21 protein-coding genes, 1 tRNA gene and 1 pseudogene are annotated in these 24,228 nt (G+C 44.0%); 18 read left to right on the top strand and 5 right to left on the bottom strand.

What is annotated here, in order from left to right:
- The 12 genes and pseudogenes from tuf to GW12_RS12385 form a co-directional block, all read left to right on the top strand.
- Positions 1-301: pseudogene (gene tuf, locus GW12_RS12440) on the top strand (elongation factor Tu); the annotation flags it as partial.
- 51 nt (positions 302-352) lie between these two features.
- Positions 353-428 (top strand) — tRNA-Trp (locus GW12_RS12435).
- 76 nt (positions 429-504) lie between these two features.
- A complete protein-coding gene (gene secE, locus GW12_RS12430; RefSeq protein ID WP_034587977.1) occupies positions 505-942 on the top strand; it encodes a preprotein translocase subunit SecE in 438 nt (145 codons plus the stop codon).
- A gap of 7 nt (positions 943-949) precedes the next feature.
- Positions 950-1,483, top strand: a complete 534-nt coding sequence (gene nusG / locus GW12_RS12425) for a transcription termination/antitermination protein NusG (RefSeq protein ID WP_034587974.1) — start codon at positions 950-952, stop codon at positions 1,481-1,483.
- 120 nt (positions 1,484-1,603) lie between these two features.
- Positions 1,604-2,032 carry a 50S ribosomal protein L11 gene (gene rplK, locus GW12_RS12420; RefSeq protein ID WP_034587972.1) on the top strand — a complete coding sequence of 143 codons (429 nt, stop codon included), beginning with the start codon at positions 1,604-1,606 and terminating at the stop codon, positions 2,030-2,032.
- A 3-nt stretch (positions 2,033-2,035) separates the two neighbouring features.
- Complete coding sequence (gene rplA, locus GW12_RS12415) at positions 2,036-2,731, top strand: 50S ribosomal protein L1 (RefSeq protein WP_034587970.1); 696 nt, start codon at positions 2,036-2,038, stop codon at positions 2,729-2,731.
- Positions 2,732-3,080: 349 nt separating this feature from the next.
- A complete protein-coding gene (gene rplJ, locus GW12_RS12410; protein WP_034587967.1) occupies positions 3,081-3,587 on the top strand; it encodes a 50S ribosomal protein L10 in 507 nt (168 codons plus the stop codon).
- Between the two features lie 48 nt (positions 3,588-3,635).
- Positions 3,636-4,007, top strand: coding sequence for a 50S ribosomal protein L7/L12 (gene rplL / locus GW12_RS12405; protein ID WP_034587965.1), 372 nt, complete (start codon positions 3,636-3,638; stop codon positions 4,005-4,007).
- Positions 4,008-4,314: 307 nt separating this feature from the next.
- A complete protein-coding gene (gene rpoB / locus GW12_RS12400) occupies positions 4,315-8,403 on the top strand; it encodes a DNA-directed RNA polymerase subunit beta (RefSeq protein WP_034587964.1) in 4,089 nt (1,362 codons plus the stop codon).
- A 158-nt stretch (positions 8,404-8,561) separates the two neighbouring features.
- Positions 8,562-12,761, top strand: coding sequence for a DNA-directed RNA polymerase subunit beta' (gene rpoC / locus GW12_RS12395; RefSeq protein ID WP_034587962.1), 4,200 nt, complete (start codon positions 8,562-8,564; stop codon positions 12,759-12,761).
- A gap of 158 nt (positions 12,762-12,919) precedes the next feature.
- Positions 12,920-13,462, top strand: coding sequence for a hypothetical protein (locus GW12_RS12390; protein ID WP_034587960.1), 543 nt, complete (start codon positions 12,920-12,922; stop codon positions 13,460-13,462).
- A gap of 134 nt (positions 13,463-13,596) precedes the next feature.
- Complete coding sequence (locus GW12_RS12385; RefSeq protein WP_034587958.1) at positions 13,597-13,962, top strand: glycine zipper domain-containing protein; 366 nt, start codon at positions 13,597-13,599, stop codon at positions 13,960-13,962.
- A gap of 67 nt (positions 13,963-14,029) precedes the next feature.
- On the opposite strand, the gene GW12_RS12380 is transcribed toward GW12_RS12385, so the two are convergent.
- Entirely contained in the window at positions 14,030-14,527 is a 498-nt protein-coding gene (locus GW12_RS12380) for a DUF4442 domain-containing protein (RefSeq protein WP_034587956.1), read from the bottom strand.
- A gap of 116 nt (positions 14,528-14,643) precedes the next feature.
- Between GW12_RS12380 and GW12_RS12375 the strand changes: the two genes are divergently transcribed.
- The 5 genes from GW12_RS12375 to htpG all read left to right on the top strand — a co-directional run bounded on the left by GW12_RS12375 (position 14,644) and on the right by htpG (position 20,379).
- Positions 14,644-15,513, top strand: a complete 870-nt coding sequence (locus GW12_RS12375) for an alpha/beta fold hydrolase (RefSeq protein ID WP_034587954.1) — start codon at positions 14,644-14,646, stop codon at positions 15,511-15,513.
- Positions 15,514-15,611: 98 nt separating this feature from the next.
- Complete coding sequence (locus tag GW12_RS12370; protein WP_034587951.1) at positions 15,612-16,979, top strand: Na+/H+ antiporter family protein; 1,368 nt, start codon at positions 15,612-15,614, stop codon at positions 16,977-16,979.
- 272 nt (positions 16,980-17,251) lie between these two features.
- A complete protein-coding gene (locus tag GW12_RS12365) occupies positions 17,252-17,839 on the top strand; it encodes an OmpW family protein (RefSeq protein WP_034587949.1) in 588 nt (195 codons plus the stop codon).
- 167 nt (positions 17,840-18,006) lie between these two features.
- On the top strand, positions 18,007-18,351 hold the full coding sequence (locus GW12_RS12360; RefSeq protein WP_034587947.1) for a lysozyme inhibitor LprI family protein: 345 nt from the start codon (positions 18,007-18,009) through the stop codon (positions 18,349-18,351).
- 108 nt (positions 18,352-18,459) lie between these two features.
- Entirely contained in the window at positions 18,460-20,379 is a 1,920-nt protein-coding gene (gene htpG, locus GW12_RS12355; RefSeq protein ID WP_034587944.1) for a molecular chaperone HtpG, read from the top strand.
- A 63-nt stretch (positions 20,380-20,442) separates the two neighbouring features.
- Here the strand turns inward: htpG and GW12_RS12350 are convergent, their stop codons facing one another.
- From GW12_RS12350 to GW12_RS15895, 4 genes are all read right to left on the bottom strand, one after another.
- Positions 20,443-21,582: a hypothetical protein gene (locus tag GW12_RS12350; protein ID WP_034587981.1), complete on the bottom strand. Its 1,140-nt coding sequence runs from the start codon at positions 21,580-21,582 to the stop codon at positions 20,443-20,445.
- An 81-nt stretch (positions 21,583-21,663) separates the two neighbouring features.
- Positions 21,664-23,076 (bottom strand): hypothetical protein, encoded by a 1,413-nt coding sequence (locus tag GW12_RS12345; RefSeq protein WP_227504168.1) that lies wholly within the window; start codon positions 23,074-23,076, stop codon positions 21,664-21,666.
- Between the two features lie 9 nt (positions 23,077-23,085).
- Positions 23,086-23,265: a hypothetical protein gene (locus GW12_RS12340; RefSeq protein ID WP_034587942.1), complete on the bottom strand. Its 180-nt coding sequence runs from the start codon at positions 23,263-23,265 to the stop codon at positions 23,086-23,088.
- Between the two features lie 182 nt (positions 23,266-23,447).
- Complete coding sequence (locus GW12_RS15895; protein WP_171077712.1) at positions 23,448-23,603, bottom strand: hypothetical protein; 156 nt, start codon at positions 23,601-23,603, stop codon at positions 23,448-23,450.
- Between the two features lie 400 nt (positions 23,604-24,003).
- Between GW12_RS15895 and GW12_RS12335 the strand changes: the two genes are divergently transcribed.
- Positions 24,004-24,204, top strand: a complete 201-nt coding sequence (locus GW12_RS12335) for a dodecin family protein (RefSeq protein WP_034587939.1) — start codon at positions 24,004-24,006, stop codon at positions 24,202-24,204.
- Positions 24,205-24,228 lie beyond the last annotated feature (24 nt).

Here is a 24,228-nt window from a genome sequence, read left to right as displayed (position 1 = left end):
ACCAGGTACAATCAAACCGCACACTAAATTCGACGCAGAAGTATACGTACTGTCTAAAGACGAAGGTGGCCGTCACACTCCATTCCTGAATGGTTACCGTCCACAGTTCTACTTCCGTACAACTGATGTAACTGGTGCGATCCAGTTGAAAGAAGGCGTTGAAATGGTAATGCCAGGTGACAACGTTGAAATGTCAGTAGAACTGATCCACCCAATCGCAATGGACGCTGGCTTACGCTTCGCGATCCGTGAAGGTGGTCGTACAGTTGGTGCTGGTGTAGTATCTCGCGTTACTGCATAATATAGTGTAAGATAATGACTGGAGCCTCGGCTCCAGTCTGTCTTTTTTTGAAGGTCAGTAGTTCAATTGGTAGAGCGTCGGTCTCCAAAACCGAATGTTGGGGGTTCGAGTCCCTCCTGACCTGCCATCTTTTTTTCTTAAGATGCTTGATGTCGGCAATTCTGGTCATATAATAAGTCGCGAAACCTACGACGAGTAAAAAAATGTCGAATGATAAAACACGTGACGCTACAAGCGGCGCGGCAATTCCTCAAAGAAATAATCCTGTAGATGTAAAAACTGGTTCTCCATTAGATGTCATTCTATGGGTTATCGCCTTGATTTTATTGGGCGGTGCACTGATGGTAAATCAATATTTGCCAGCATATTGGGCACCAGCGAATGATATCTGGGTTCGTGTTGGGGTGATTTTAGCTTGTATCGTAGGCGCTTTAGGTTTATTATACGCCACCCATCAAGGCAAAGGCTTTGTTCGACTGCTGAAAGATGCACGAATCGAGCTTCGTCGTGTGACCTGGCCTACTAAACAGGAAACCGTGACCACTTCATGGCAGGTTCTTCTGGTAGTTATTATTGCAGCCATTGTCTTATGGTGCTTTGACTATGTCTTAGGCTGGTTAATGAAGTTTATTATCGGGTAAGAGAGCTATGAAACGTTGGTACATTATTCATGCCTACTCAGGCTATGAAAAACAAGTGATGCGTTCGCTTAATGATCGAATCCAGCGTAGCGCTGTAGCCGATAAGTTTGGTGAAGTCCTTGTTCCTACCGAAGAAGTGGTAGAAATGAAGGATGGTAAGAAACGTAAATCAGAGCGTAAGTTCTTCCCAGGCTATGTATTAGTCGAAATGGAAATGAACGACGAAACTTGGCACATTGTGAAAGAATGTCCAAAAGTGCTTGGTTTCATTGGTGGTACAGCAGAAAAACCTGCCCCAATTACGCAAAAAGAAGCTGACGCGATTCTTGCACGTGTACGCAATACTGGTGAAGCACCTCGTCCTAAGACAATGTTTGAGCCAGGCGAAGAATTACTCGTTATTGACGGTCCATTCACAGACTTTAAAGGTGTGGTGGAAGAAGTTCAGTACGATAAGTCACGCTTAACGCTGACTATTAATGTATTTAACCGTCCAACTCAGGTTGAATTGGAATTTCGCCAAGTCGAAAAAACAATTTAATCTGGATTGGTGGGAAACGCTCGATTTCTTTGAGAATCGGGCATTGTTGTTGTAACGGTGTCTCGTTACTTGGAAATCATTGGGGAGCCTAGCGGCGTTTGTACCCAGAGGTAATTTGAAATGGCTAAGAAGATTGACGGCTATATCAAGCTGCAAGTTCCAGCTGGTAAAGCGAATCCATCTCCACCTATTGGTCCTGCATTGGGTCAACGTGGTGTTAACATCATGGCGTTCTGTAAAGAGTTCAACGCTGCAACTCAGAAAGTTGAACCAGGTCTGCCAATCCCAGTCGTGATCACTGTGTACAACGACAAGTCGTTCACATTCATCATGAAAACTCCACCTGCTGCTATTCTTCTTAAGAAAGCTGCTGGTATCCAAAAAGGTTCAGCTGTACCTAACAAAACTAAAGTTGGTAAGTTGACTCGTGCTCAGTTAGAAGAAATCGCGACTACTAAAGAACCAGACTTGACTGGTGCTGATTTAGACGCGCGTGTTCGTACCATCGCTGGTTCTGCACGTTCTATGGGCTTGGAAGTGGAGCTATAAGACATGGCAAAGTTAACTAAACGTCAAAAAGCCATTGCTGCTGCTGTAGAAGCAAACAAAGTTTACTCTTTGGAAGAAGCAGTACAAGTTCTTAACAGCCTTCCAGCTGCGAAATTCAAAGAATCTTTGGATATCGCGGTTAACCTAGGCGTTGACCCTCGTAAATCTGACCAGGTTGTTCGTGGTGCGACTACTCTTCCTGCAGGTACTGGTAAAACTGTACGTGTAGCTGTATTCGCTCAAGGCGCTGCTGCTGAAGCTGCGAAAGAAGCTGGTGCAGATGTTGTTGGTTTCGACGATCTTGCTGAAAGCATCCAAGGCGGAAACCTGGACTTCGACGTAGTTATTGCTGCTCCTGATGCAATGCGCGTTGTTGGTAAACTGGGTACTATCCTTGGTCCACGTGGCTTAATGCCAAACCCTAAAGTGGGTACTGTAACTCCTGACGTTGCTACTGCAGTTAAAAATGCAAAAGCTGGTCAAGCACGTTACCGTGTAGACAAAGCGGGTATTATCCACGCTGCGATCGGTCAAGTAGGTTTCACTGCTGAAGCTGTTCGTTCAAACGTTGAAGCTCTTGTAGCTGACCTGAAGAAAGCAAAACCTGCGACTTCTAAAGGTGTTTATATCAAGAAAATCACTCTGAGCTCTACTATGGGCCCAGGTCTGACTATCGACGTAAACAACGTTTCTGCTTAATCGAAAGATTAAAAAAGAATTTTAAAGCCCTGAGTAAGTTTTAAAGCGCTGCTTTAAAACTTACGCAAGAAGAGAAATAGCTTCACTCGAAGCATAGCTTCTCGTCTTGCGGGTCGGCAAAGCATGCTTTGCTGACCGCCCCTCAGGCAGACTTTGAATTGATAAATGAGAATTTATCAGCGTCAAAGACCTCAGGCGAGGGGAGTTTTATGCTTCTCTCTTAATAACCCAGCCTGCGTAGACGCGGTGGTGTGATTTACTTCCTCCTCCGCGTGTAAGTCCAGTGATGGATTTACGAATTGGGAGTGCATTCCTTTGAATGCATAAATCACCGTTAGGAGGTTTTACAATGGCTCTTCTTATCGAAGGCAAAAAACAGATCGTTGCAGAAGTAAGTGAAGTTGCTTCTAAAGCGTTCTCTGCTGTTGTTGCTGACTACCAAGGTTTAACAGTTGAGCAATTAACTGCTCTACGTGTTGAAGCTCGTAAACTAGGTGTTCACACACGTATCGTGCGTAACACTCTGGCTAAACGTGCTCTTCAAGATACTCAATTCACTATCTTGAATGACGACCTTGTTGGCCCAACAATCTTAGGCTTCTCAACTTCTGAAGACGACATGGGTGCTGCTGCTCGTTTGTTCGAAGAATTTGCTAAAACTAACAAAGCATTTGAGCTTAAAGCTGCTGCATTTGACGGCAAGCTTTACAAAGGTGCTGAAGTTAGCGTGATCGCAAACCTTCCGAACCAAGAAAAAGCGCTTACTATGCTTGCAAACGTTCTTCAAGCTCCTATTTCGAAACTGGGTCGCTTGCTTACAGCACTCAAAGAGAAAAACGAGTCAGAAGCAGCTTAAGCTTAAACTTATTTCCACACCATTCAATTTCCATTTGGAGTTATTCTCATGGCTTTAACTAACGAAGAAATCCTAAACGCAGTTGCAGAAAAAACTGTTCTTGAACTTGTTGAACTGATCTCTGCTTTTGAAGAAAAATTCAACGTATCTGCTGCTGCTGTAGCTGTTGCTGCTGCTCCAGGCGCTGGCGCTGCTGCTGCTGAAGAACAATCAGAATTCAACGTTGAGTTGACTTCTTTCGGTGGTAACAAAGTTGCTGTAATTAAAGCAGTTCGTGAAGCTACTGGCCTTGGTCTTAAAGAAGCGAAAGATCTTGTTGAAAGCGCTCCTTCAGTTCTTAAAGAAGGCGTTTCTAAAGAAGAAGGCGAAGAACTTAAGAAGAAACTTGAAGAAGCTGGTGCTACAGTTACACTTAAGTAATTTCTTAAAGGAGCCGGTTTTTTTATAATCGGTTCCAAAAATTGGCTGATGGCTCTTGGGTCATCAGCCTTTTTGCGTTACAATAATCGGCTCGATTTTTGTTTGCATGATATAAATTCATACAAATTAAAAACAAACATAAATGATCAAACGCTTACCAATATTTTTCAGTAAAAAATATTGTTAAGCGTTTTAATACCACTAAAAATTGCAGCATTTGTAAAGAGTGGTGGCCATATCGGCCTGCGTAATTCCTTCTGAACCCGTTCTGCAGGCGGGTTCAGTTTACACTTTCCGAGGACTCCAGATGGCATACTCATATACCGAAAAGAAACGGATCCGTAAGAATTTTGGTAAATTGCCTAGCGTAATGGATGTTCCGTACTTGCTCGCGATCCAAGTCGACTCGTACAGAACCTTCTTACAAGATGGCAAATCACCAAAAAACCGCGAAGATATCGGTCTCCAAGCCGCATTTCGTTCAGTTTTTCCTATTGAAAGTTATTCTGGCAATGCTGCTTTAGAATTTGTTGAGTATAGTCTTGGTAAGCCTGAGTTTGATGTACGCGAATGTATCCTTCGTGGCTCAACTTATGCAGCGCCAATGCGTGTGAAAATTCGCCTGATCCTGAAAGATCGCGAAACTAAATCAATTAAAGACGTACGTGAACAAGAAGTCTACATGGGCGAAATGCCTTTGATGACTGAGAACGGTACTTTTGTGATCAACGGTACTGAACGTGTCATCGTATCTCAGTTACACCGTTCACCAGGCGTATTCTTCGACCACGATAAAGGTAAGACTCACTCAAGTGGTAAAGTGCTTTATTCAGCACGTATCATCCCTTACCGTGGTTCATGGTTAGACTTCGAATTCGATGCTAAAGACCTTGTATACGTACGTATTGACCGTCGTCGTAAACTTCTTGCGACTGTTGTTCTTCGTGCGCTGGGTTACAACAACGAACAAATTCTCGACATGTTCTACGAGAAAGTTCCTGTTTACCTGGACATGGGCAGCTACCAGATTGATCTTATTCCAGAACGCCTGCGTGGCGAGATGGCACAATTCGACATTGCTGACAAAGATGGCAAAGTCATTGTTGAACAGGGTAAACGTATCAACGCACGTCATGTACGTCAAATGGAAGCGGCAGGCCTTGAGAAACTGTCTGTACCAGATGAGTACCTGTACGAACGTATCACTGCTGAAGACATCGCGCTGAAAGATGGCGAAGTAATCTCTGCGAACACTGTGCTTAGCCATGAAATCATGGTGAAAATCGCTGAAGGCGGCGTAAAACAGTTCAATATCCTGTTCACCAATGACATCGACCGCGGTCCGTTCATTGCTGACACATTACGTGCTGACCTGACTAAAGATCGTGAAGAAGCACTTGTAGAAATCTACAAAGTCATGCGTCCAGGTGAGCCACCTACAAAGGAAGCTGCTGAGAACCTGTTCAACAACCTGTTCTTCTCTTCTGAGCGTTATGACCTATCTCCAGTCGGCCGTATGAAGTTCAACCGTCGTCTGGGTCGTCCTTACGAAGTGGGTACTGACCAGAAGTCTCGCGAAGTTGAAGGCATCCTGTCGAATGAAGATATCACTGATGTTCTTAAAACATTAGTAGAGATCCGTAACGGTAAAGGTGAAGTCGATGATATCGACCACTTGGGTAACCGTCGCGTACGTTCTGTAGGTGAAATGACTGAGAACCAATTCCGTGTAGGTCTGGTTCGCGTAGAACGTGCGGTTAAAGAGCGTCTGTCTCAAGCTGAAACTGACAACCTGTCTCCGCAAGACCTGATCAACGCGAAGCCAGTGGCTGCTGCAATCAAAGAATTCTTTGGTTCAAGCCAGTTGTCTCAGTTCATGGACCAAAACAACCCATTGTCTGAAATTACACACAAACGTCGTGTATCAGCGCTTGGGCCTGGTGGTTTGACTCGTGAACGTGCGGGCTTCGAAGTACGTGACGTACACCAAACTCACTACGGTCGTGTATGTCCAATTGAAACACCTGAAGGTCCAAACATTGGTTTGATCAACTCGCTGTCTGTTTACGCGAAATGTAACAACTTCGGTTTCCTGGAAACTCCATACCGTAAAGTGGTTGATGGCCGTGTAACTGACGAAGTTGAATACCTGTCTGCAATTGAAGAAGTAGGCACTGTAATTGCACAGGCCGACTCTGCTGTAGATAAAGACGGTAACCTGACTGAAGAATTCGTATCTGTACGTTACCAAGGTGAATTCGTACGTATTCCACCAGAAAAAGTAACCCACATGGATGTATCTGCTCAGCAGGTTGTATCTGTAGCAGCATCGCTGATTCCGTTCCTTGAACACGATGACGCGAACCGTGCATTGATGGGTTCAAACATGCAACGTCAGGCTGTTCCTACCCTGATCGCTGACAAGCCGCTTGTTGGTACGGGTATGGAAGCAAACGTAGCACGTGACTCTGGTGTGTGTGTGCTTGCGAAACGTGGTGGTCGTATCGAATATGTTGATGCTTCTCGTGTCGTGATTCGTGTCAATGAAGACGAAATGGTTGCGGGTGAAGCAGGTGTAGATATCTACAACCTGATCAAATACACACGTTCTAACCAGAACACCTGTATCAACCAGAAAGTTCTAGTGAAACTGGGTGATCAAGTAGGTCGTGGTGACGTTCTGGCTGATGGTCCATCTACTGATGGCGGTGAGCTGGCACTGGGTCAAAACATGCGCGTAGCGTTCATGACTTGGAACGGTTACAACTACGAAGACTCGATCTTGCTTTCTGAGCGTGTTCTACAAGAAGACCGTCTGACTTCGATCCACATCCAGGAACTGTCATGTGTTGCACGTGATACGAAACTGGGTGCTGAAGAAATCACTGCCGATATCCCGAACGTGGGTGAAGCTGCGCTTTCTAAACTGGACGAATCAGGTATCGTTTACATCGGTGCTGAAGTAACAGCGGGTGACATCCTGGTTGGTAAAGTAACGCCTAAAGGTGAAACTCAGCTGACTCCTGAAGAAAAACTGCTTCGTGCAATCTTCGGTGAAAAAGCAGCTGACGTGAAAGATTCTTCTTTACGCGTTCCATCAGGTACTAAAGGTACAGTCATCGACGTTCAAGTGTTTACACGTGATGGTCTTGAAAAAGACGAACGTGCTCAAGCAATTGAAAAAGCTCAGCTTGATGCTTACCGTAAAGACTTGAAAGAAGAGTTCAAAATCTTCGAAGAAGCTGCACGTGAACGTATTGTCCGCTTGCTGAAAGGTCAAGAATCTAACGGTGGTGGTACAACTAAACGCGGCGACAAGCTGACTGAAGAAGTACTGTCTGGTCTGGAACTTGTTGATCTTCTTGATATCCAGCCTGCAGACGAAGCAATTGCTGAACGTTTGACACAGATCCAGGTCTTCCTGAAAGAGAAGAGCCAAGAGATCGACGAGAAATTTGCTGAGAAGAAACGCAAACTTTCTACTGGTGATGAACTGACGACTGGTGTTCTGAAAGTTGTTAAAGTTTACTTAGCTGTTAAACGTCGCATCCAGCCTGGTGATAAGATGGCGGGTCGTCACGGTAACAAGGGTGTGGTATCTAACATCCTGCCTGTAGAAGACATGCCACACGACGCTAACGGTGTTCCAGTTGATGTCGTACTTAACCCGCTGGGTGTACCATCACGTATGAATGTGGGTCAGATTCTGGAAACTCACTTGGGTATGGCTGCAAAAGGTCTTGGCGATCAAATCGACAAGATGCTGAAAGAACAGCGCCAAATCGCTGAACTGCGTGACTTCCTAGACAAGATTTACAACAAGGTTGGTGGCAAACAAGAAGATCTTGATAGCCTGACTGATGATGAAATCTTGGCACTGGCGGGTAATCTGCGTAAAGGTGTTCCTCTGGCAACGCCTGTATTCGACGGTGCAGAAGAATCACAAATCAAAGAGTTGTTAGAACTTGGCGGACTGTCACGTACTGGTCAAACAGTACTGTATGATGGCCGTACTGGTGAACGTTTCGACCGTCCTGTAACTGTAGGTTACATGTACATGCTGAAACTGAACCACTTGGTTGACGACAAGATGCATGCGCGTTCTACTGGTTCTTACTCTCTAGTAACGCAACAACCGCTGGGTGGTAAAGCTCAATTCGGTGGTCAGCGTTTCGGTGAGATGGAAGTATGGGCACTGGAAGCATACGGTGCAGCATATACCCTTCAAGAAATGCTTACTGTGAAGTCGGATGACGTTGAAGGTCGTACCCGTATCTATAAGAACATTGTAGATGGTAACCATTACATGGACCCAGGTATGCCTGAATCGTTCAACGTATTGACCAAAGAGATCCGTTCTTTAGGTATCAACATTGAACTGAAAAATGGTGACTAAGTAATCTCCCCCGGCCCCTCTTTCTTAAAGAGAGGAGAAAGTCCCCCTTTTTTAAAGAGGGATTTAGGGGGATTTCGAGATTCCCAAATTTCAGTTAAAAAACAATATTTGTGACCCAGTCGGGAAGTGAAAATCTCCTCGACACACGGAGAAAAAAATTGAAAGACTTGCTCGATATCATGCGCAAAAAGACGGATTCCGACGGTCATGCTCCTGTAGAGTTTGATCGCATCCGTATTGGTCTTGCGTCACCAGAAATGATTAAGTCATGGTCTCACGGTGAAGTTAAAAAGCCAGAGACAATCAACTACCGTACGTTCAAGCCAGAGCGTGACGGTTTGTTCTGTGCCAAAATCTTTGGTCCAGTAAAAGATTACGAATGCTTGTGTGGTAAATACAAGCGTATGAAATACAAAGGCGTCATTTGTGAAAAATGTGGCGTTGAAGTAACAACTGCGAAAGTTCGTCGTGAACGTATGGGTCACATCGAGCTGGCTTCTCCAGTTGCACACATCTGGTTCCTGAAATCATTACCAAGCCGTATCGGTTTGTTACTTGATATGACACTACGTGATATCGAACGCGTACTGTACTTCGAATCTTATGTGGTAACTGACCCAGGTATGACTCCATTCGAGAAATACCAACTTCTGAACGATGAAGAATACTTCAATGCGTTAGAAGAACACGGTGACGAATTCACTGCGAAAATGGGTGCAGAAGCAGTTCAGGATCTGTTAAAAGACATCGATCTTGAAGCTGAAATCGCACGTCTGCGTGAAGAAATTCCAAACACAACTTCAGAAACCAAGCTGAAAAAAGCGTCTAAACGTCTGAAGTTGATGGAAGCATTCAAAGAGTCGAACAACAAGCCAGAATGGATGGTGATGAATGTACTGCCAGTACTTCCACCAGATCTTCGTCCGTTGGTACCTCTTGAAGGCGGCCGTTTCGCGACTTCTGATTTGAACGACCTTTACCGTCGTGTGATCAACCGTAACAACCGTCTGAAACGTCTTCTTGACCTGGCTGCTCCAGACATTATCGTACGTAACGAAAAACGTATGCTGCAAGAGTCTGTGGATGCATTGCTGGATAACGGTCGTCGTGGTCGTGCAATTACTGGTTCGAACAAACGTCCTCTGAAATCTTTGGCAGACATGATCAAAGGTAAACAAGGTCGTTTCCGTCAGAACTTGCTGGGTAAACGTGTTGACTACTCAGGCCGTTCGGTAATTACCGTAGGTCCAAGCCTTCGTTTGCACCAATGTGGTCTTCCTAAGAAAATGGCACTTGAACTGTTCAAGCCATTCATCTTTGCGAAACTGCAAGCTTCAGGTCAGGCAACAACCATTAAAGCTGCGAAGAAAATGGTTGAGCGCGAGACTCCGGAAGTTTGGGACGTACTAGCATCTGTGATCCGTCAGCATCCAGTGATGCTGAACCGTGCGCCGACACTTCACCGTCTAGGTCTGCAAGCATTCGAACCTATTCTGATCGAAGGTAAAGCGATCCGTCTTCACCCACTCGTATGTGCTGCGTTCAACGCCGACTTCGACGGTGACCAAATGGCGGTACACGTACCATTAACACTTGAAGCTCAGTTAGAAGCTCGTGCGTTAATGATGTCGACTAACAACATCTTGTCTCCAGCGAACGGTGAGCCAATCATCGTACCTTCTCAGGACGTTGTCTTGGGCTTGTATTACATCACTCGTGATGCAATCAATGCCAAAGGTGAAGGCATGGTGTTCGCGGATACTGACGAAGTAAACCGTGCGCTTGCAACTGGTCAGGTTGATTTACACGCTCGCGTTAAAGCACGTGTACACCAAACTGTAATTGATGAAAACGGTAACCGTGAACAACAAACTATTATTGTTGACACAACTCCGGGTCGTTGCTTGCTTTGGGAAGTTGTACCAGAAGGTATGGATTTCCAACAAATCAACGTTGAGATGACTAAAAAGAACATCTCTAAAATCATCAACTCTTGCTACCGTAAATTAGGTCTGAAAGACACTGTTATCTTCGCTGACCAATTGATGTACCTGGGCTTCCGTCAAGCGACTCGTTCAGGCGTTTCGGTTGGTATGGAAGACATGCTGATTCCACCGCAAAAACAAGCGATTATTGGTAAAGCAGAAGCTGAAGTACGTGAGATTGAACAACAGTTCGAACAAGGTTTCGTAACTGCCGGTGAACGCTATAACAAAGTTGTCGATATCTGGGCGCGTACCAACGACCAGGTTGCGAAAGCGATGATGGACAACTTGTCTTACGTGACTGTGAAAAACAAACAGGGCGAAGACGAGAAACAGAAATCATTCAATAGCATCTACATGATGTCTGACTCTGGTGCCCGTGGTAGTGCGGCACAGATTCGTCAGTTGGCGGGTATGCGTGGTCTGATGGCGAAACCGGACGGTTCGATCATCGAAACCCCAATTAAAGCGAACTTCCGTGAAGGTTTGACAGTACTTCAGTACTTCATTTCAACCCACGGTGCGCGTAAAGGTTTGGCCGATACAGCACTGAAAACTGCGAACTCTGGTTATCTGACTCGTCGTCTGGTAGACGTTGCACAAGACTTGGTAATTACTGAGCCAGATTGTGGTACACATGCTGGTCTGGTAATGACTCCGTTCATTCAAGGCGGTGACGTGATCGAGAACCTGGGTACTCGAGTACTGGGTCGTGTGCTTGCTGAAGATGTAGTTAAACCAGGTACAGAAGACGTTATTCTGCCTCGTAACACATTAATCGACGAAAAACTTGCAAACTTCCTGGAAGAGCAAGGTGTCGACGAAGTTAAGGTACGTTCAGTTGTATCTTGTGAATCTTCATTCGGTGTATGTGCGAAATGTTACGGTCGTGACCTTGCACGTGGTCACTTGGTGAACCCAGGTGAATCTGTCGGTGTAATGGCTGCTCAGTCAATCGGTGAACCAGGTACACAGTTAACCATGCGTACCTTCCACGTGGGTGGTGCTGCGAGCCGAACTTCTGCTGCAAACAGCGTACAAGTTCGTAACAAAGGTACAGTACGTTTCCACAACGTAAAAACTGTACAGCATGCCAAAGGTCACCTGGTATCTGTTTCTCGTTCTGGTGAAATCGGTATCGCGGATGAGATCGGTCGTGAGCGCGAACGTTACAAACTGCCATACGGTGCATCTATCCTGATCAAGGATGGCGAAGGCGTAGAAGCAGGCGGTATCGTTGCAACTTGGGATCCGCATACACATCCACTGGTTACAGAAGTTGCTGGTAAAGTTCGCTTCAGCCAAATCGCTGATGGTGTAACTGCAACATCGAAAACTGATGATGCAACAGGTATGACTACTGTTGAAATCTTGCCTGTAACTTCGCGTCCAGCGTCTGGTAAAGATTTACGTCCAGCTGTTGTGCTTGACACAGTAGATGGCGGTGAACAGTTCTACTTCCTGCCACAAAACACCATTCTTTCTGTCCGTGATGGCGAAACTATTGGTGTGGGTGACGTTATCGGTCGTGTACCACAAGAATCTTCACGTACTCGTGATATTACCGGTGGTCTGCCACGTGTTGCTGACTTGTTCGAAGCACGTAAGCCGAAAGAACACGCGATTCTTGCAGAAGTGTCTGGTATTGTGAGCTTCGGTAAAGAGACCAAAGGTAAGAACCGTCTGGTCATCACTCCGGATGATGGTTCAGAAGTTTACGAAGAACTGATTCCGAAATGGCGTACCATCAACGTGTTCGAAGGCGAACATGTGAACCGTGGTGAAACCATTTCTGATGGTCCACAAAACCCGCATGACATCTTACGTCTGAAAGGTGAAGTGGCGTTGACTAACTACATTGTGAACGAAGTTCAGGACGTTTACCGTCTGCAAGGTGTAAAAATCAACGATAAACACATCGAAGTAATCGTACGTCAGATGCTGCGTAAAGTTGAAATCATCGACGGTGGTGATTCTAGCTTCATCAAAGGCGAACAAGTGGATTACATCCGCGTGGTTCAAGAGAACCAAGCGCTGCTTGCTCAGAACAAGTTCCCTGCGAAGTTTGAACGTCTGTTGATGGGTATCACCAAAGCGTCGCTTTCTACTGACTCGTTCATCTCTGCTGCATCGTTCCAGGAAACAACTCGTGTGTTAACTGAAGCGGCTGTAACAGGTAAAGAAGATGATCTGCGTGGTCTGAAAGAAAACGTAGTTGTAGGTCGTCTGATCCCAGCGGGTACAGGTCTGGCTTACCACTTAGAACGTCGTCGTCAGGAAGCAGAAGCTGCAGAATTTGAACTGCATAACAACTTCTCTGATGTAGACCAAGCGCTGAGCCAAGCATTTAACGATGAGTTTAACGGTCTGTAATTAGATTAAGTTAAACGAGAAAAAGCCACCTTCGGGTGGCTTTTTTTATGGCTTTAAAACCGTAAATAAAGAATTTTAAACCTTTTAAATTCAAATGAATTTTCATATAGTCAAAGGATAACAATTGAATTCATTGATAAATTTTAAGAGGGGATGTGATGAATTTTTCTCGTTTTGCTGGTTTTGCACTTTTATCCGGTTCAATCAGTCTGAGTGCCGTTGCTGCACCGATGCCCAACAGTATTGTGGTAGATGACAAGGCCGTTGTGCCTGTACTCAAAACCGAAGTGCTACGTCGTGTTGAAGGGCAGAAGCCGATCCGTCATGTCGAAGCAACCATTCTCGAATTCACTAACAAAGGAAAAGACATTGTTGCCAAAGAAGTGGTATTTGATGACAACCTCGGGCAGTTCTCTGATAAGAAACTGGCGATTCCGGTGATTCAGAAAGGTGGTGTGATTGTTCCAACCTCTAAAATTGAACTGAATACTACCGTGAAGCAGGATGGAGAAATCATCAAGCGAACCAAGACCATTGATGCTGAAGGCGTAGAATTTAAAAAGGATCAAGCAGAGCCAGTAAAACGCACACTGCAACTCAAGCAACATAGTGGAGTGGATCAAGCCAAAGTGACACATACGGTGATGACTGAAAATGGTGAAACTACCCGTGATCTATTGACCGTGGAAGAAGCTGAATAAGTCTGAAAGCATGAACAATCATGCGCTATTTACAAAATAAAGTAGTGACGTTTCAAGAATTAACATCTTGTTATGATTTACTCCTTAAATTCCGGTTACTCTTAGACTAAAGGCATCAAACAGGGAACTGGATCATGAAAAAGTTAGTAGGCGTAATCGCTGCGGTGACTGTCTCCACCTTTATGTTGGCAGGTTGTGAAAATATGTCCTCTCGCGATCAACGTATTGGCGCAGCAGCACTTGGTGGCGCAGTTGGTGGTGGCGTCGGTAACAGTGTCGGCGGTGGCGTAGGTGCCGCAGTCGGTGGTGGTGCTGGTGCAGCCGTCGGTAGTAAAGCCCAAGGCGGTTCAAACCGTAACGCAACCTATAGTGGTGTCGGCGGTGCAGTCGGTTCTGCAGTCGGTAAGAGCATCTTCGGTGGTAATGCTGGTGCAGCTATTGGTGGTGCAATCGGTGGTGGTGCTGGTGCAGCAATTGAACAGAACAATCGTCGTCGCTAAGACATAAACAGTCTCAGATTCAATGATGAAAGCGCCTGATTAGGCGCTTTTATTTTGTGGATTAATCTTATTTTGCTTTGCCTTTGAATAAGGCTTTAGGTTTTTTGCGGCGGATATAGACGGTCTTATGTACTTCAGCGATCCGGGCACCTGAATCATCATAAATGTCGACGGTATAGTTACGGTACACCGGTGCATGATCTGCTGCCAGTTCAATAATGGTTTTGACTTCGTTGGCAGCAATACGAATGTCCGCATACACCGTACCGCGTCCCGGGGAAAGAAATGAGATACTAGCATCCTTGTCCCAGACGATATATTTCGATCCCAGATGATGCATGAGCAGCAACATAAAGAATGGATCGACCATCGAATACAGGCTGCCGCCAAAATGTACCCCGACCACATTGCGGTTTTTGCGGGTGAGTGGCATTTTCACGCGAATGTGATTATTGGCGTAATCGAGATCCTCCACTTCAATCCCGGCACCGCGATACGGTGCATAATGATTCAGCATGAATTTGGTAATCAGGGGCAGGCTTTGAATTTTACGTAATAGGCTCATACTGACATTCTTTTTTCTTCTCTAGCTATGCATACTAGAACAACAAAATTGCGATGGCATTGATAAATCATGCTGAGTTATACAATAAACGGTCAATAACAATAAGGGAAGACCAGATGGAAACACAAACACAATGGGTGGCGACCAGTGATCAGCAACGTCTTGCAGTGCGAACCTTTGGGATCACCACTAATCCTGTTTTAGTTTTGGTACATGGCTATCCGGATCATCAGGAAGTTTGGAAGGATGTGATCCATCATTTGGAACAGGATTATTTTATTGTGACCTATGATGTGCGTGGGGCAGGTGAGTCCTCTGTGCCAAAATGTGTTTCGGATTTCCGTCTGGAACGACTGAGCAAGGATCTTGAAGAAATTACCAACGCCATTATTCCGGGGCGACTTTTCCATCTGGTTGCTCATGATTGGGGTTCGATCCAGTCCTGGGAATCGGTGACTGATCCTCGCTTTGAGGGCCGGATTCTTTCATTTACTACCATTTCAGGACCTTGTCTGGATCATGCGGCTTTCTGGATGCGTAATCAATTCAAGCAGAACAAATCAAGATTTTTTAAACAATTAAGTAAGTCCTGGTATATCGTGGCATTCCAGTTGCCAGGTCTGGCACCAGCCGTCTGGAACTTTTTTGATGCCGAACGCTGGGGGCGGGTAGTAAACCAGCTGGAACGAAAACATGACCTGCCGTTGAATCATAATATCGTTAAGGATGGTAAATACGGCATCAAGCTCTATCGGGCTAATTTTATTCCACGTTTGCTGAAACCGCGCGAGCGTTATGCCATCTGTCCGGTACAGGCGATTGTGTTGAAATACGATAATTTTGTCAGTCCGGAACTGGTCGATGAACTGCCGAAATGGGTACGAAATTTCAGAAAAGTCGTGCTCAATGCCAATCATTGGGCGATTTTGAGCCAGCCTGATCTGGTTGCTCAGCATATCCGGGAGTTTATCCAGCAACAGGCTTAATACAGAAATAAGCGCGATTTGTCGGCGGTAAAAAGGCAGGGGAATTTTTATTCTATTTTCTGATAAAATGTCTCCTTTTCTCTCATTCCCGATTTATTATGTTTGCTATTCTTGCTGCTATCGGAGTCATGTTCGGACTCGCTCTGGCACGCGTCCCCGTGGTATTTGCCCTTGTCATAGGTGCAGTGGTTGGTGGTTTGTCGGCAGGTCTTGGCCTGCAGGGAACTTTAGATGCATTTAACAATGGCTTGGGTGGTGGCGCTAAAATCGCGCTGGCGTACGGTATTTTAGGTGCTTTTGCTCTCGCCCTTGCCCGTTCTGGTTTGCCAGATCTTTTGGCCTATAAAATGATCAGTACTTTGAAAGGTGAGGCTGATCTCAAGGCACAAAATCGTGTCAAATACGTGATCTTCTTTACTGTGGCGCTGGCTGCAGTTTTCTCCCAAAACGTCATTCCTGTTCATATCGCCTTTATTCCGGTACTGATTCCGCCTTTACTAGTGGTATTTAACCATCTGCAACTGGATCGCCGTCTGATAGCCTGTCTGCTGACCTTTGGTCTGGTGGGAACCTATATGTTAGTGCCTGTTGGTTTTGGTGCCATCTTCCTGAATGACATTCTGGGCCACAACATCAATACCTTTGGTAAAGCCTATGGTTTCCAGATCAGCAATGATCAGATTCCTGGTGCTATGGCGATTCCTGTGTTTGGTATGTTCATTGGTCTGCTGGTTGCGATGTTTATTAGCTACCGTAAGCCACGTATTTACAAAGATGTTCTTATCGAGCAGCAGCAGAGTATTTCTGCAGAGCTAGGTGTAGAACAGAATACAGGTCGACCACAAATTGCCAAGTTCACCATCTGGATGGCAGTGATTGCAGTTGTGGCAACGTTGGCTGTACAGCTTTATTCCGATTCGATGATTCTGGCTGGTCTGGTCGGCGTTGCGATCCTGAGTTGTGCCGGTATTTTCAAATGGAAAGAAGCGGATGATGTGATCATTAGCGGTATGCGTATGATGGCATTGGTTGGTTTTATCATGATTGCCGCACAAGGTTTTGCGGCCGTAATTGATGCGACCAATCAGGTGCCTGAGCTGGTGAAAGCTTCAGTGGAGTGGATTGGTCAAAGTAAGGCATTGGCAGCATTCCTGATGTTGTTGATTGGTCTGTTGGTGACACTCGGCATTGGTTCATCTTTCTCGACTGTGCCCATTCTGGCGATTATTTATGTACCGCTATGTATCCAGTTTGGTTTTAGTCCGGAAGCGACCATTGCCATCATTGGTACTGCAGCAGCCTTGGGTGATGCAGGTTCTCCAGCGTCGGATTCTACCCTTGGTCCAACCTCTGGCCTGAATATGGATGGTCAACATGACCATATGAAAGACAGTGTGATTCCAACCTTTATCCACTACAACATTCCATTGCTGATTTTTGGTTGGATTGCGGCAATGGTACTTTGATTGTGTGATATTTCATACATTTTAAACTAAATAAATATTATTAATTCCGACTTATTTACTTAGAATAAATAATAATAAAATCAGATTAACTTGGTTGGTTTTATAATCCAACCAGGTTGGTCAGATTAAAATAAATATTAAATAATTACAAATACTTAAATAATAATTAAAATTTGATTTTATAATACCTATTGCATATTAATTTCAGCCATGTTTATTATTAATTAAGGTGTATTTTTCTTAATAATGATTCTTCCAATGGGGTATTTAAAATGTTAAAGCAAGTTGCTCTAATTGCATTAATGGGTCTTTCAGCATCTGCAATGGCAGGTGAGTGGCAAGTGAAAGTGGGGGCTTCTGCATTAGCGCCAACTGGAGATACAAAAACAGGCTTGGGTACCGTTGAAGCGGATAATGAATTAGCATTTACTCCATCTGTAGAATATTTCTTTAATGACAATATTTCTGCTGAATTGCTTCTAGCAGCACCTATCGGTCATGATGTGTTATTAGATGGTGCTAAGGTAGCTAAAATTAAGCAATTACCTCCGACTGTTACAGCGAAATACCATTTTAAAAACTCAACTCGCTTTACACCATATATCGGTGTAGGTGGCACAGCATTTATTGCCTGGGATGAAAGTGGTGTAGCAAAAGATGTTAAAGAAGACTTTGGCTTTGCTGGTCAAGTAGGCTTTAACTACCAACCAGCGGATGCAAAAAACTGGGGTGTATTCTTTGATGCACGTTATGCTCAAATTAGTCCTGAAGTGACTTTAACTGAAGCGGCTGGTGGTGCTAAGTTTGATCTGGATATTGATCCAATGGTTTACACGATCGGTTACAGCTACAAATTCTAAGTTTTAGAATTCTACAAAAGCCTTATCTACGGATAGGGCTTTTTTATTGCAAAATAACAACGATTTATAACGTGATTTAATTGAGTGTACTGCTCAGTATCAAATACAGTTAACGGCATAACTTAACGATAAATTGATTACAGAATAAGAGAAAAGGAAGATCAATAATGAAGTGGTTGATGAAAAGTGGATTGATCTTCTTTGCAGCATGGATGACGCAAGCTCATGCGGCTAGTTTTGATTGCCAGAAGGCCCAAACTCCAACTGAAAAAACTATTTGCCAGAATCGTACTTTGAATGATGCGGATGTGAAAATGGTCACCAGTTACAATATTGTTCGGCATCTGGTACCGATGGGAACGCGTTCTGTGATCCAGAGAGAACAGGTGAAATGGCTAGAATTTCGTGATCAATGTAGGGAATCTGTGGATTGTCTGGCCCAAGTTTACCGTATGCGTCAGCAACAACTGGATTTGCATTTAGACCGGGTCTATCAGCAAGGCTCATTCTAATTGATGAAAATTTTTACGGGAAAAATGCAAGAGACTATTGAAAATTAAACAACTCACTCCATTCATATAGGCATCAGCACGTCTATATAAAAATGAAAGGAGTGAAGAATGAGCGAAACAAGCGCACAAAAACACAGTTTCCAAGCTGAGGTGGCTCAGTTACTGCACCTCGTCACCCATTCCCTATACTCAAATCCTGAAATTTTCCTGCGTGAACTTATTTCTAACGCATCTGACGCATGTGACAAACTGCGTTTTGAAGGAATCAATCATCCTGAATATTATGAAAATGATCCAGACTTACATGTTCGAGTCAGCTTGGATGCTGAAAATAAAACCATCACTATTTCCGACAATGGTATTGGTCTAAGCGAACAGGAAGCGATTGAAAATCTGGGTACCATTGCCAAATCAGGTACCAAAGACTTTATGTCTAAACTGACAGGTGACCAGAAAGCCGATGCCCAGTTGATCGGTCAGTTTGGTGTGGGTTTCTATTCAGGCTTTATTGTGGCGGACAAGATTACCGTGGAATCACGTCGTGCGGGTTTAGATAAATCTGAAGGTGTGCGCTGGATCAGTAATGGTACCGGTGAATTTGAAGTAGAACAGATCACTAAAGAAAGCCGTGGTACAGACATCATTCTGCACCTGCGTGAAGATGCCCATGACTATCTAAATAGTTATAAAGTTAAGCAGATCATCAATAAATACTCTGACCACATTAGCTTGCCAATCCAGATGCAAAAGGAAGTCTGGCAGGAAGAAGAGGCTGCTGAAGGTGAAGAACCGAAAGGTGGTCAGTATGTGAAAACCGATGAATGGGAAACCATCAACTCGGCCAGTGCACTGTGGACTCGTAACAAGTCGGAAATTACTGAAGAGCAATATATCGAGTTCTATAAGAACCTGAGCCATGACTTTACTGCACCACTGGCATGGACCCATAACCGTGTCGAAGGCAGCACAGAATATACCCAGTTATTGTATGTTCCAAGCAAGGCACCACATGACATTTTTACCCGTGATGCAAAAGCGGGTATCAAACTGTATGTGAAACGCGTATTTATTATGGATGATGCGGATAACCTGATTCCAAATTATCTGCGTTTCGTACAGGGTGTGGTTGATAGTGCCGATTTACCATTAAATGTGAGCCGTGAACTCCTGCAGGAAAGCCGCGATGTAAAAACTATCCGGGAGGGCAATACCCGTCGTGTGCTGACCATGCTGGATAATCTGGCTAAATCTGAAGATGAAAAAGATCAGGAAAAATTCAAGACCTTCTACCGTGAATTTGGTGCGGTACTGAAAGAAGGTTTGGGTGAAGATTTTAGTAATCGTGAACGTATCCTGAAACTGCTGCGTTACGCGACTTCAACCAATGATGAAGTCAGCACTTCATTAGCAGACTACAAAGCCCGTATGAAAGAAGGTCAGAAAGCGATTTACTATGTGACCGCTGAAAGCCTGAATGCAGCGAAAAACTCACCTCAGCTGGAAGTATTCAAGAAAAAAGGCATTGAAGTACTGCTGATGACTGAGCGTGTGGATGAGTGGGCCATGAATTTCGTGCATGAGTTCGATGGTACACCACTGAAAAACGTGTCTAAAGGTGCTGTAGATTTAGGTGATCTACAGGATGCTGAAGAGAAGAAAGCGCTTGAAGCAGCGGCTGAGCAGTTTAAGCCTGTGGTAGAAAAATTGACTGACTCGTTAAAAGATAAAACCAAAGAAGTGCGTGTAACCACTCGTCTGGTGGATTCCCCAGCCTGTCTGGTGACTGGTGAAGGGGAGTTGTCGCCACAACTGATCCGTATGCTCAAAGATGCGGGTCAGTCTGTACCAGATAGCAAACCGATTCTGGAAATTAACCCTGAGCATCCATTGGTGAAAAAACTGGAAAGCTCGGAGCAGTTCGAAGATCTGGCCAATGTGATCTTTGATCAGGCGGTGATTGCTGAAGGTGGTTTACCAGACAATCCGGCTGAATATGTCAAACGCATTAATAGCTTATTACTTGCTTAAGTGAAGAAACTAGAAAAAAGCCTTTCCAAAGAAGGGCTTTTTTATTTCTGGATGAGTTGAAATTTAGAAAATAGCTTCCAGACGCAGGGCAGCACCTAAATAATGGCTACGGTCTTCACGATGGTCGTTCAAATAATTGACATCGGTCTGTATAAAAAACCATTCCCGCAGAAAAGGCTGGCGCCAGGAAACATAAGGTCCCCAACTGTTCAGGCGCAAGTTGGTGTCATTCATATAACCACCGGTATAAACGCCGTAGCTGAAACGATGGTCATTAAAGAACTGATGCTGACGGAAGGTGTAATTATCCCAGCGCAGATCATCCTCCTGTTCATCGGCATAGGTCAGACTTAACTGGTTGGAAAGAAAGGCTTCATTGGGACGTGCATGGGTCAATTCCAGGTTGGTACGTAGATAGTTTTCGCTATCGATACCATAACGATAGATCTGTTCCGCATGGAAACTAAAATCATTGTGTAACTCCCAGTCGCGACTGGCCTTTAAACGTACATAGAGGTCATCTCCGGAACGGACACCCAAATCTAGATCGGTTTCGAAAGGCAATTTTTTCGACAGTTCGGACCAACGTAAGGCCAGAGAGCTGTTGTCTTCCCGGGTTCGACTACGATCCAAGCGTTTGCCCGGTTCACTCCCTGGATTTTCATTGGTAATTGCGATATTTCCTTCCAGCTCGTTATCCAAACTGTCATCACCAAAAACCAGGCTCAGTTTCCGTTCTAGGGTAGGAAGCTTGATCCGACCCCGAAAACGGGGCTTGATCTCATATTCATCGTATTTATTCCAGCTGTTATCCAGGATTACGCGTAAGGTGGCATGTGCTGCTTGATCTTCATCTGATTTTCCAAACCAGTTGTTCATTTTGTATGCAGTTTGATCTGCCCAATTACGTACCCCTTTTTGCTGGCGATCCACCCAACTTCTGTCTTCAGTTTCAGTGGTACTGGGAACAATCGGTTCATTTGATTGTTGAGGAAGAATTGTTGGTGTGCTATCAATTAACCGGGGAATCTGATCCAGTAAACTAAATCCTTTCGCAGGCTCTGGCTCCTCAATATGCTTATTAGGAGATTCTTCTGTCCGTATATCAGGTTCAGACTGGTCAGGTGTTGCCCATATCGTGGGACTGATACAGGCGAGACTGACCAGAATTAGGGGGAGTGGCAAAATTCTGTTTGTCGTCATAAGGTCATCTTGCTCTTTTTCTTTATATTTCAAATATAACTTTGCAGAAGAGCGACCTTGAATCAATTAGGGGATACAAAATTACATCAATTTTTCCAAGGCTTTACTGAGAATGGCATCATATAGCACATGAACTTCTATGGGTTCTTTAAAATCACGAATAATTTGATGAATCATCTGCCAGTTAATTTGCTGATCACGTTTCAGAATCAGACAAGGATAAACCTGTTCAGATGATGATAGCGAAAGTCGTTTTTCGCCATGGATCACCCACAGTTTTTGCCGTTCTTCGAGGAGCAGAAGTGGAGTATTAAATTCGGCTTCCGCCTCATCGAATATAATTAATTTTTTGGTGGCCATCATATACAGCGGAAGATACAGACAATAATTCTCCTGCTGCCAGATCAACCGGGCCTGTTGGGAATAAGCGTGATAAAGCGAATCCAATTGCAAAAATTGCCTACCTAACTCAACAGAAGAGATGCTTTTAATCGCAGTGATTCGGTATCCAGCCTGCTTCCCCCAAAGTTGTATCAACTCAATGGCTTTCTGCCATTCCTGTACGCCTAGGAGCATAGCATAATGGCTAAAGCGTCCGAGGTGATCAACTTGTTCCGCTAGATATACAGGCTGTTGATTTAAGTCATTTTCTTTTTGATTGTACCAAGCTATTTTTACATGGTTTTCAATATCTGGATATTCTACCTCAAGTTGATAGAAATTCTGATTTTCAGCAAAGTTAAATTCCGAAACTTGAAAGGATAGGCCTTGCCACTGTAAAGAAGTGGGAACCTCTATTTTAACTGCTTTTTCAATAGTGCCAGGCTGTGGTTCCTCACGAACAGAATCTATGGTGTCGATCGCTGCTGGTAGTGTTTGAGCTTGAGGATCAACACTATTTTCAGATGGTAAATCCTGAACAGCTGATAGCTCCTCTCTGATTTCACGTTTAGAGATATAAGGGTTAATGCTTGGGGCAGGAAAGCTATCCTCGACCATTTCCAAGGATAAAGTGGTTGCAGCAGCCTGTAATTCCATATCGGCCTTTAGACATGAGGAAAGTTCTTGCTGATGCAATAACCATTTAAAACTTTGTTCGATATCCGTCCATTCACTGACCAGTGCCTGGCTATTCGGAGAAGGAATTAGCCAGATTTGCCAGCCACGTTTGTAATCATGCAGGAAAGCCCAGCCAGAAAGAGGATGAGTATAAAGGGCAGTTTGTAAAGTCTGTTGATCCTGGAAAAATCCGCGATAGGTGTAGTAATAATGGCTTTCTTTAGCGAATTCTTCTGCGGCAGTTTCAGGCTGGGTTCGGGTTTTAAATGCCAGAATCTGCTTTTTGAAAATAGGTTCGTTACATTGTAGAAAAATTTCATGTACCCGTTTTTGGGAACGAGCCACTTCATAAAGACTAAGGTTGCGATGCTCTAAATCATGTCCGAGTTGATGTAATTCTTTAATCAGATGGATTTTTTCAAGGGCATTCATCATGGCGATCTGCTACACATATTTGAGTGCTTTATCCAGGCTTTGAGCCAGAAGAATATTGGCTGCCAGTTCAATCAGTTTATATTCGGCAGAGTTAGGATCTGTATATTGTTCCGCGATCTGGAGTAGACGATCAATGGGAAATGCCTGAGGAGAAAGTTTACCTTGTACTAATGCCTGCAATTCATTCATAGCAAACTGGATATAATTAAAATTGGTTATTTTTTGATTATAGGCAAGGAAAATAAAAAAATGTTATTTTTTATCAAATATTTTCTAGAGATTTCACTCAGTAAAATCTGGAAAAGTGTCAAAGATCACAATAAAAAACAGGCCGCATAAGCAGCCTGTTGTAGTAAAAAGCAATTTAAAACCTAAGCCTGTTGAGCAGTTCCAGCTGTATCGGCTGAAGCAGTTTCAACTGCAGGTGCCTGTTTAGTTGGAAAGTCTGGTGTATAGACAATCTGAGCAGTCGTAGTTACTGAAAAAGCCATCACAGCTGCAGCCAAAGCAAATTTAATTGCGTTCATAACATCACCTTTTAAACAGATGTTCGAGATGTCGAACTGGGAGAAAATTGAACCTTATTTACGTGAATAATCATATCAATCTACTGCTATGAAAAAATGATCAATTCGGCAATTTTGTTAAAATTATAAAAAATTATTGATTAAAAACAAATAATTAGAATTTTTACTCTATTTTTGATGATGCCTAGCGATGAACCAAGACCTGATTTTGATAACTCTAAACTGAGATAGGATGAGCATAAAACAGATGCATAATCCTCTCTAAAGTTCGTCATCATGTAGTCAATAATACAATGTAAAACCTGTGTAAGGATTTGCTGTGAGATGTTTAAACAGACATTTTAAAATTATCAAATTCACTATGATGAGAGTTCATTCATCATAACAAGAGAGCTCCATTATGGCTATTGCAAAAGTGGTCGAAGTCAATTCAAGCAGCACGAAAAGCTTTGAGGATGCCATCCAGAGTGGAATTACCAAAGTGACAGAAACAGTAAAAAATGTTCAGGGTGCTTGGATTAATGAACAGAAGGTCGTGGTCAAGGAGAATAAGATCACAGAGTACCGGGTCAATCTTAAAATTAGTTTTTTGGTCGAATAATCTGACGCAGATTCAAATCCCAAG

Source organism: Acinetobacter sp. HR7 (assembly GCF_000773685.1).
In the GTDB taxonomy this organism is placed as follows: Bacteria; Pseudomonadota; Gammaproteobacteria; order Pseudomonadales; family Moraxellaceae; genus Acinetobacter; species Acinetobacter thermotolerans.
This window is presented reverse-complemented; position numbering and strand designations above follow the sequence as displayed.

What these genes read in the sequence shown, in the direction of transcription:
- GW12_RS12350 (WP_034587981.1), bottom strand. Translation starts at nt 21,582, where the DNA reads ATGACGACAAACAGAATTTTGCCACTCCCCCTAATTCTGGTCAGTCTC.
- GW12_RS15895 (WP_171077712.1), bottom strand. Translation starts at nt 23,603, where the DNA reads ATGAACGCAATTAAATTTGCTTTGGCTGCAGCTGTGATGGCTTTTTCA.
- GW12_RS12380 (WP_034587956.1), bottom strand. Translation starts at nt 14,527, where the DNA reads ATGAGCCTATTACGTAAAATTCAAAGCCTGCCCCTGATTACCAAATTC.
- rplK (WP_034587972.1), top strand. Translation starts at nt 1,604, where the DNA reads ATGGCTAAGAAGATTGACGGCTATATCAAGCTGCAAGTTCCAGCTGGT.
- htpG (WP_034587944.1), top strand. Translation starts at nt 18,460, where the DNA reads ATGAGCGAAACAAGCGCACAAAAACACAGTTTCCAAGCTGAGGTGGCT.
- GW12_RS12385 (WP_034587958.1), top strand. Translation starts at nt 13,597, where the DNA reads ATGAAAAAGTTAGTAGGCGTAATCGCTGCGGTGACTGTCTCCACCTTT.
- secE (WP_034587977.1), top strand. Translation starts at nt 505, where the DNA reads ATGTCGAATGATAAAACACGTGACGCTACAAGCGGCGCGGCAATTCCT.
- GW12_RS12345 (WP_227504168.1), bottom strand. Translation starts at nt 23,076, where the DNA reads ATGATGAATGCCCTTGAAAAAATCCATCTGATTAAAGAATTACATCAA.
- GW12_RS12365 (WP_034587949.1), top strand. Translation starts at nt 17,252, where the DNA reads ATGTTAAAGCAAGTTGCTCTAATTGCATTAATGGGTCTTTCAGCATCT.
- rpoB (WP_034587964.1), top strand. Translation starts at nt 4,315, where the DNA reads ATGGCATACTCATATACCGAAAAGAAACGGATCCGTAAGAATTTTGGT.
- rplA (WP_034587970.1), top strand. Translation starts at nt 2,036, where the DNA reads ATGGCAAAGTTAACTAAACGTCAAAAAGCCATTGCTGCTGCTGTAGAA.
- GW12_RS12340 (WP_034587942.1), bottom strand. Translation starts at nt 23,265, where the DNA reads ATGAATGAATTGCAGGCATTAGTACAAGGTAAACTTTCTCCTCAGGCA.
- rplJ (WP_034587967.1), top strand. Translation starts at nt 3,081, where the DNA reads ATGGCTCTTCTTATCGAAGGCAAAAAACAGATCGTTGCAGAAGTAAGT.
- GW12_RS12360 (WP_034587947.1), top strand. Translation starts at nt 18,007, where the DNA reads ATGAAGTGGTTGATGAAAAGTGGATTGATCTTCTTTGCAGCATGGATG.
- GW12_RS12390 (WP_034587960.1), top strand. Translation starts at nt 12,920, where the DNA reads ATGAATTTTTCTCGTTTTGCTGGTTTTGCACTTTTATCCGGTTCAATC.
- nusG (WP_034587974.1), top strand. Translation starts at nt 950, where the DNA reads ATGAAACGTTGGTACATTATTCATGCCTACTCAGGCTATGAAAAACAA.
- GW12_RS12375 (WP_034587954.1), top strand. Translation starts at nt 14,644, where the DNA reads ATGGAAACACAAACACAATGGGTGGCGACCAGTGATCAGCAACGTCTT.
- GW12_RS12370 (WP_034587951.1), top strand. Translation starts at nt 15,612, where the DNA reads ATGTTTGCTATTCTTGCTGCTATCGGAGTCATGTTCGGACTCGCTCTG.
- GW12_RS12335 (WP_034587939.1), top strand. Translation starts at nt 24,004, where the DNA reads ATGGCTATTGCAAAAGTGGTCGAAGTCAATTCAAGCAGCACGAAAAGC.
- rplL (WP_034587965.1), top strand. Translation starts at nt 3,636, where the DNA reads ATGGCTTTAACTAACGAAGAAATCCTAAACGCAGTTGCAGAAAAAACT.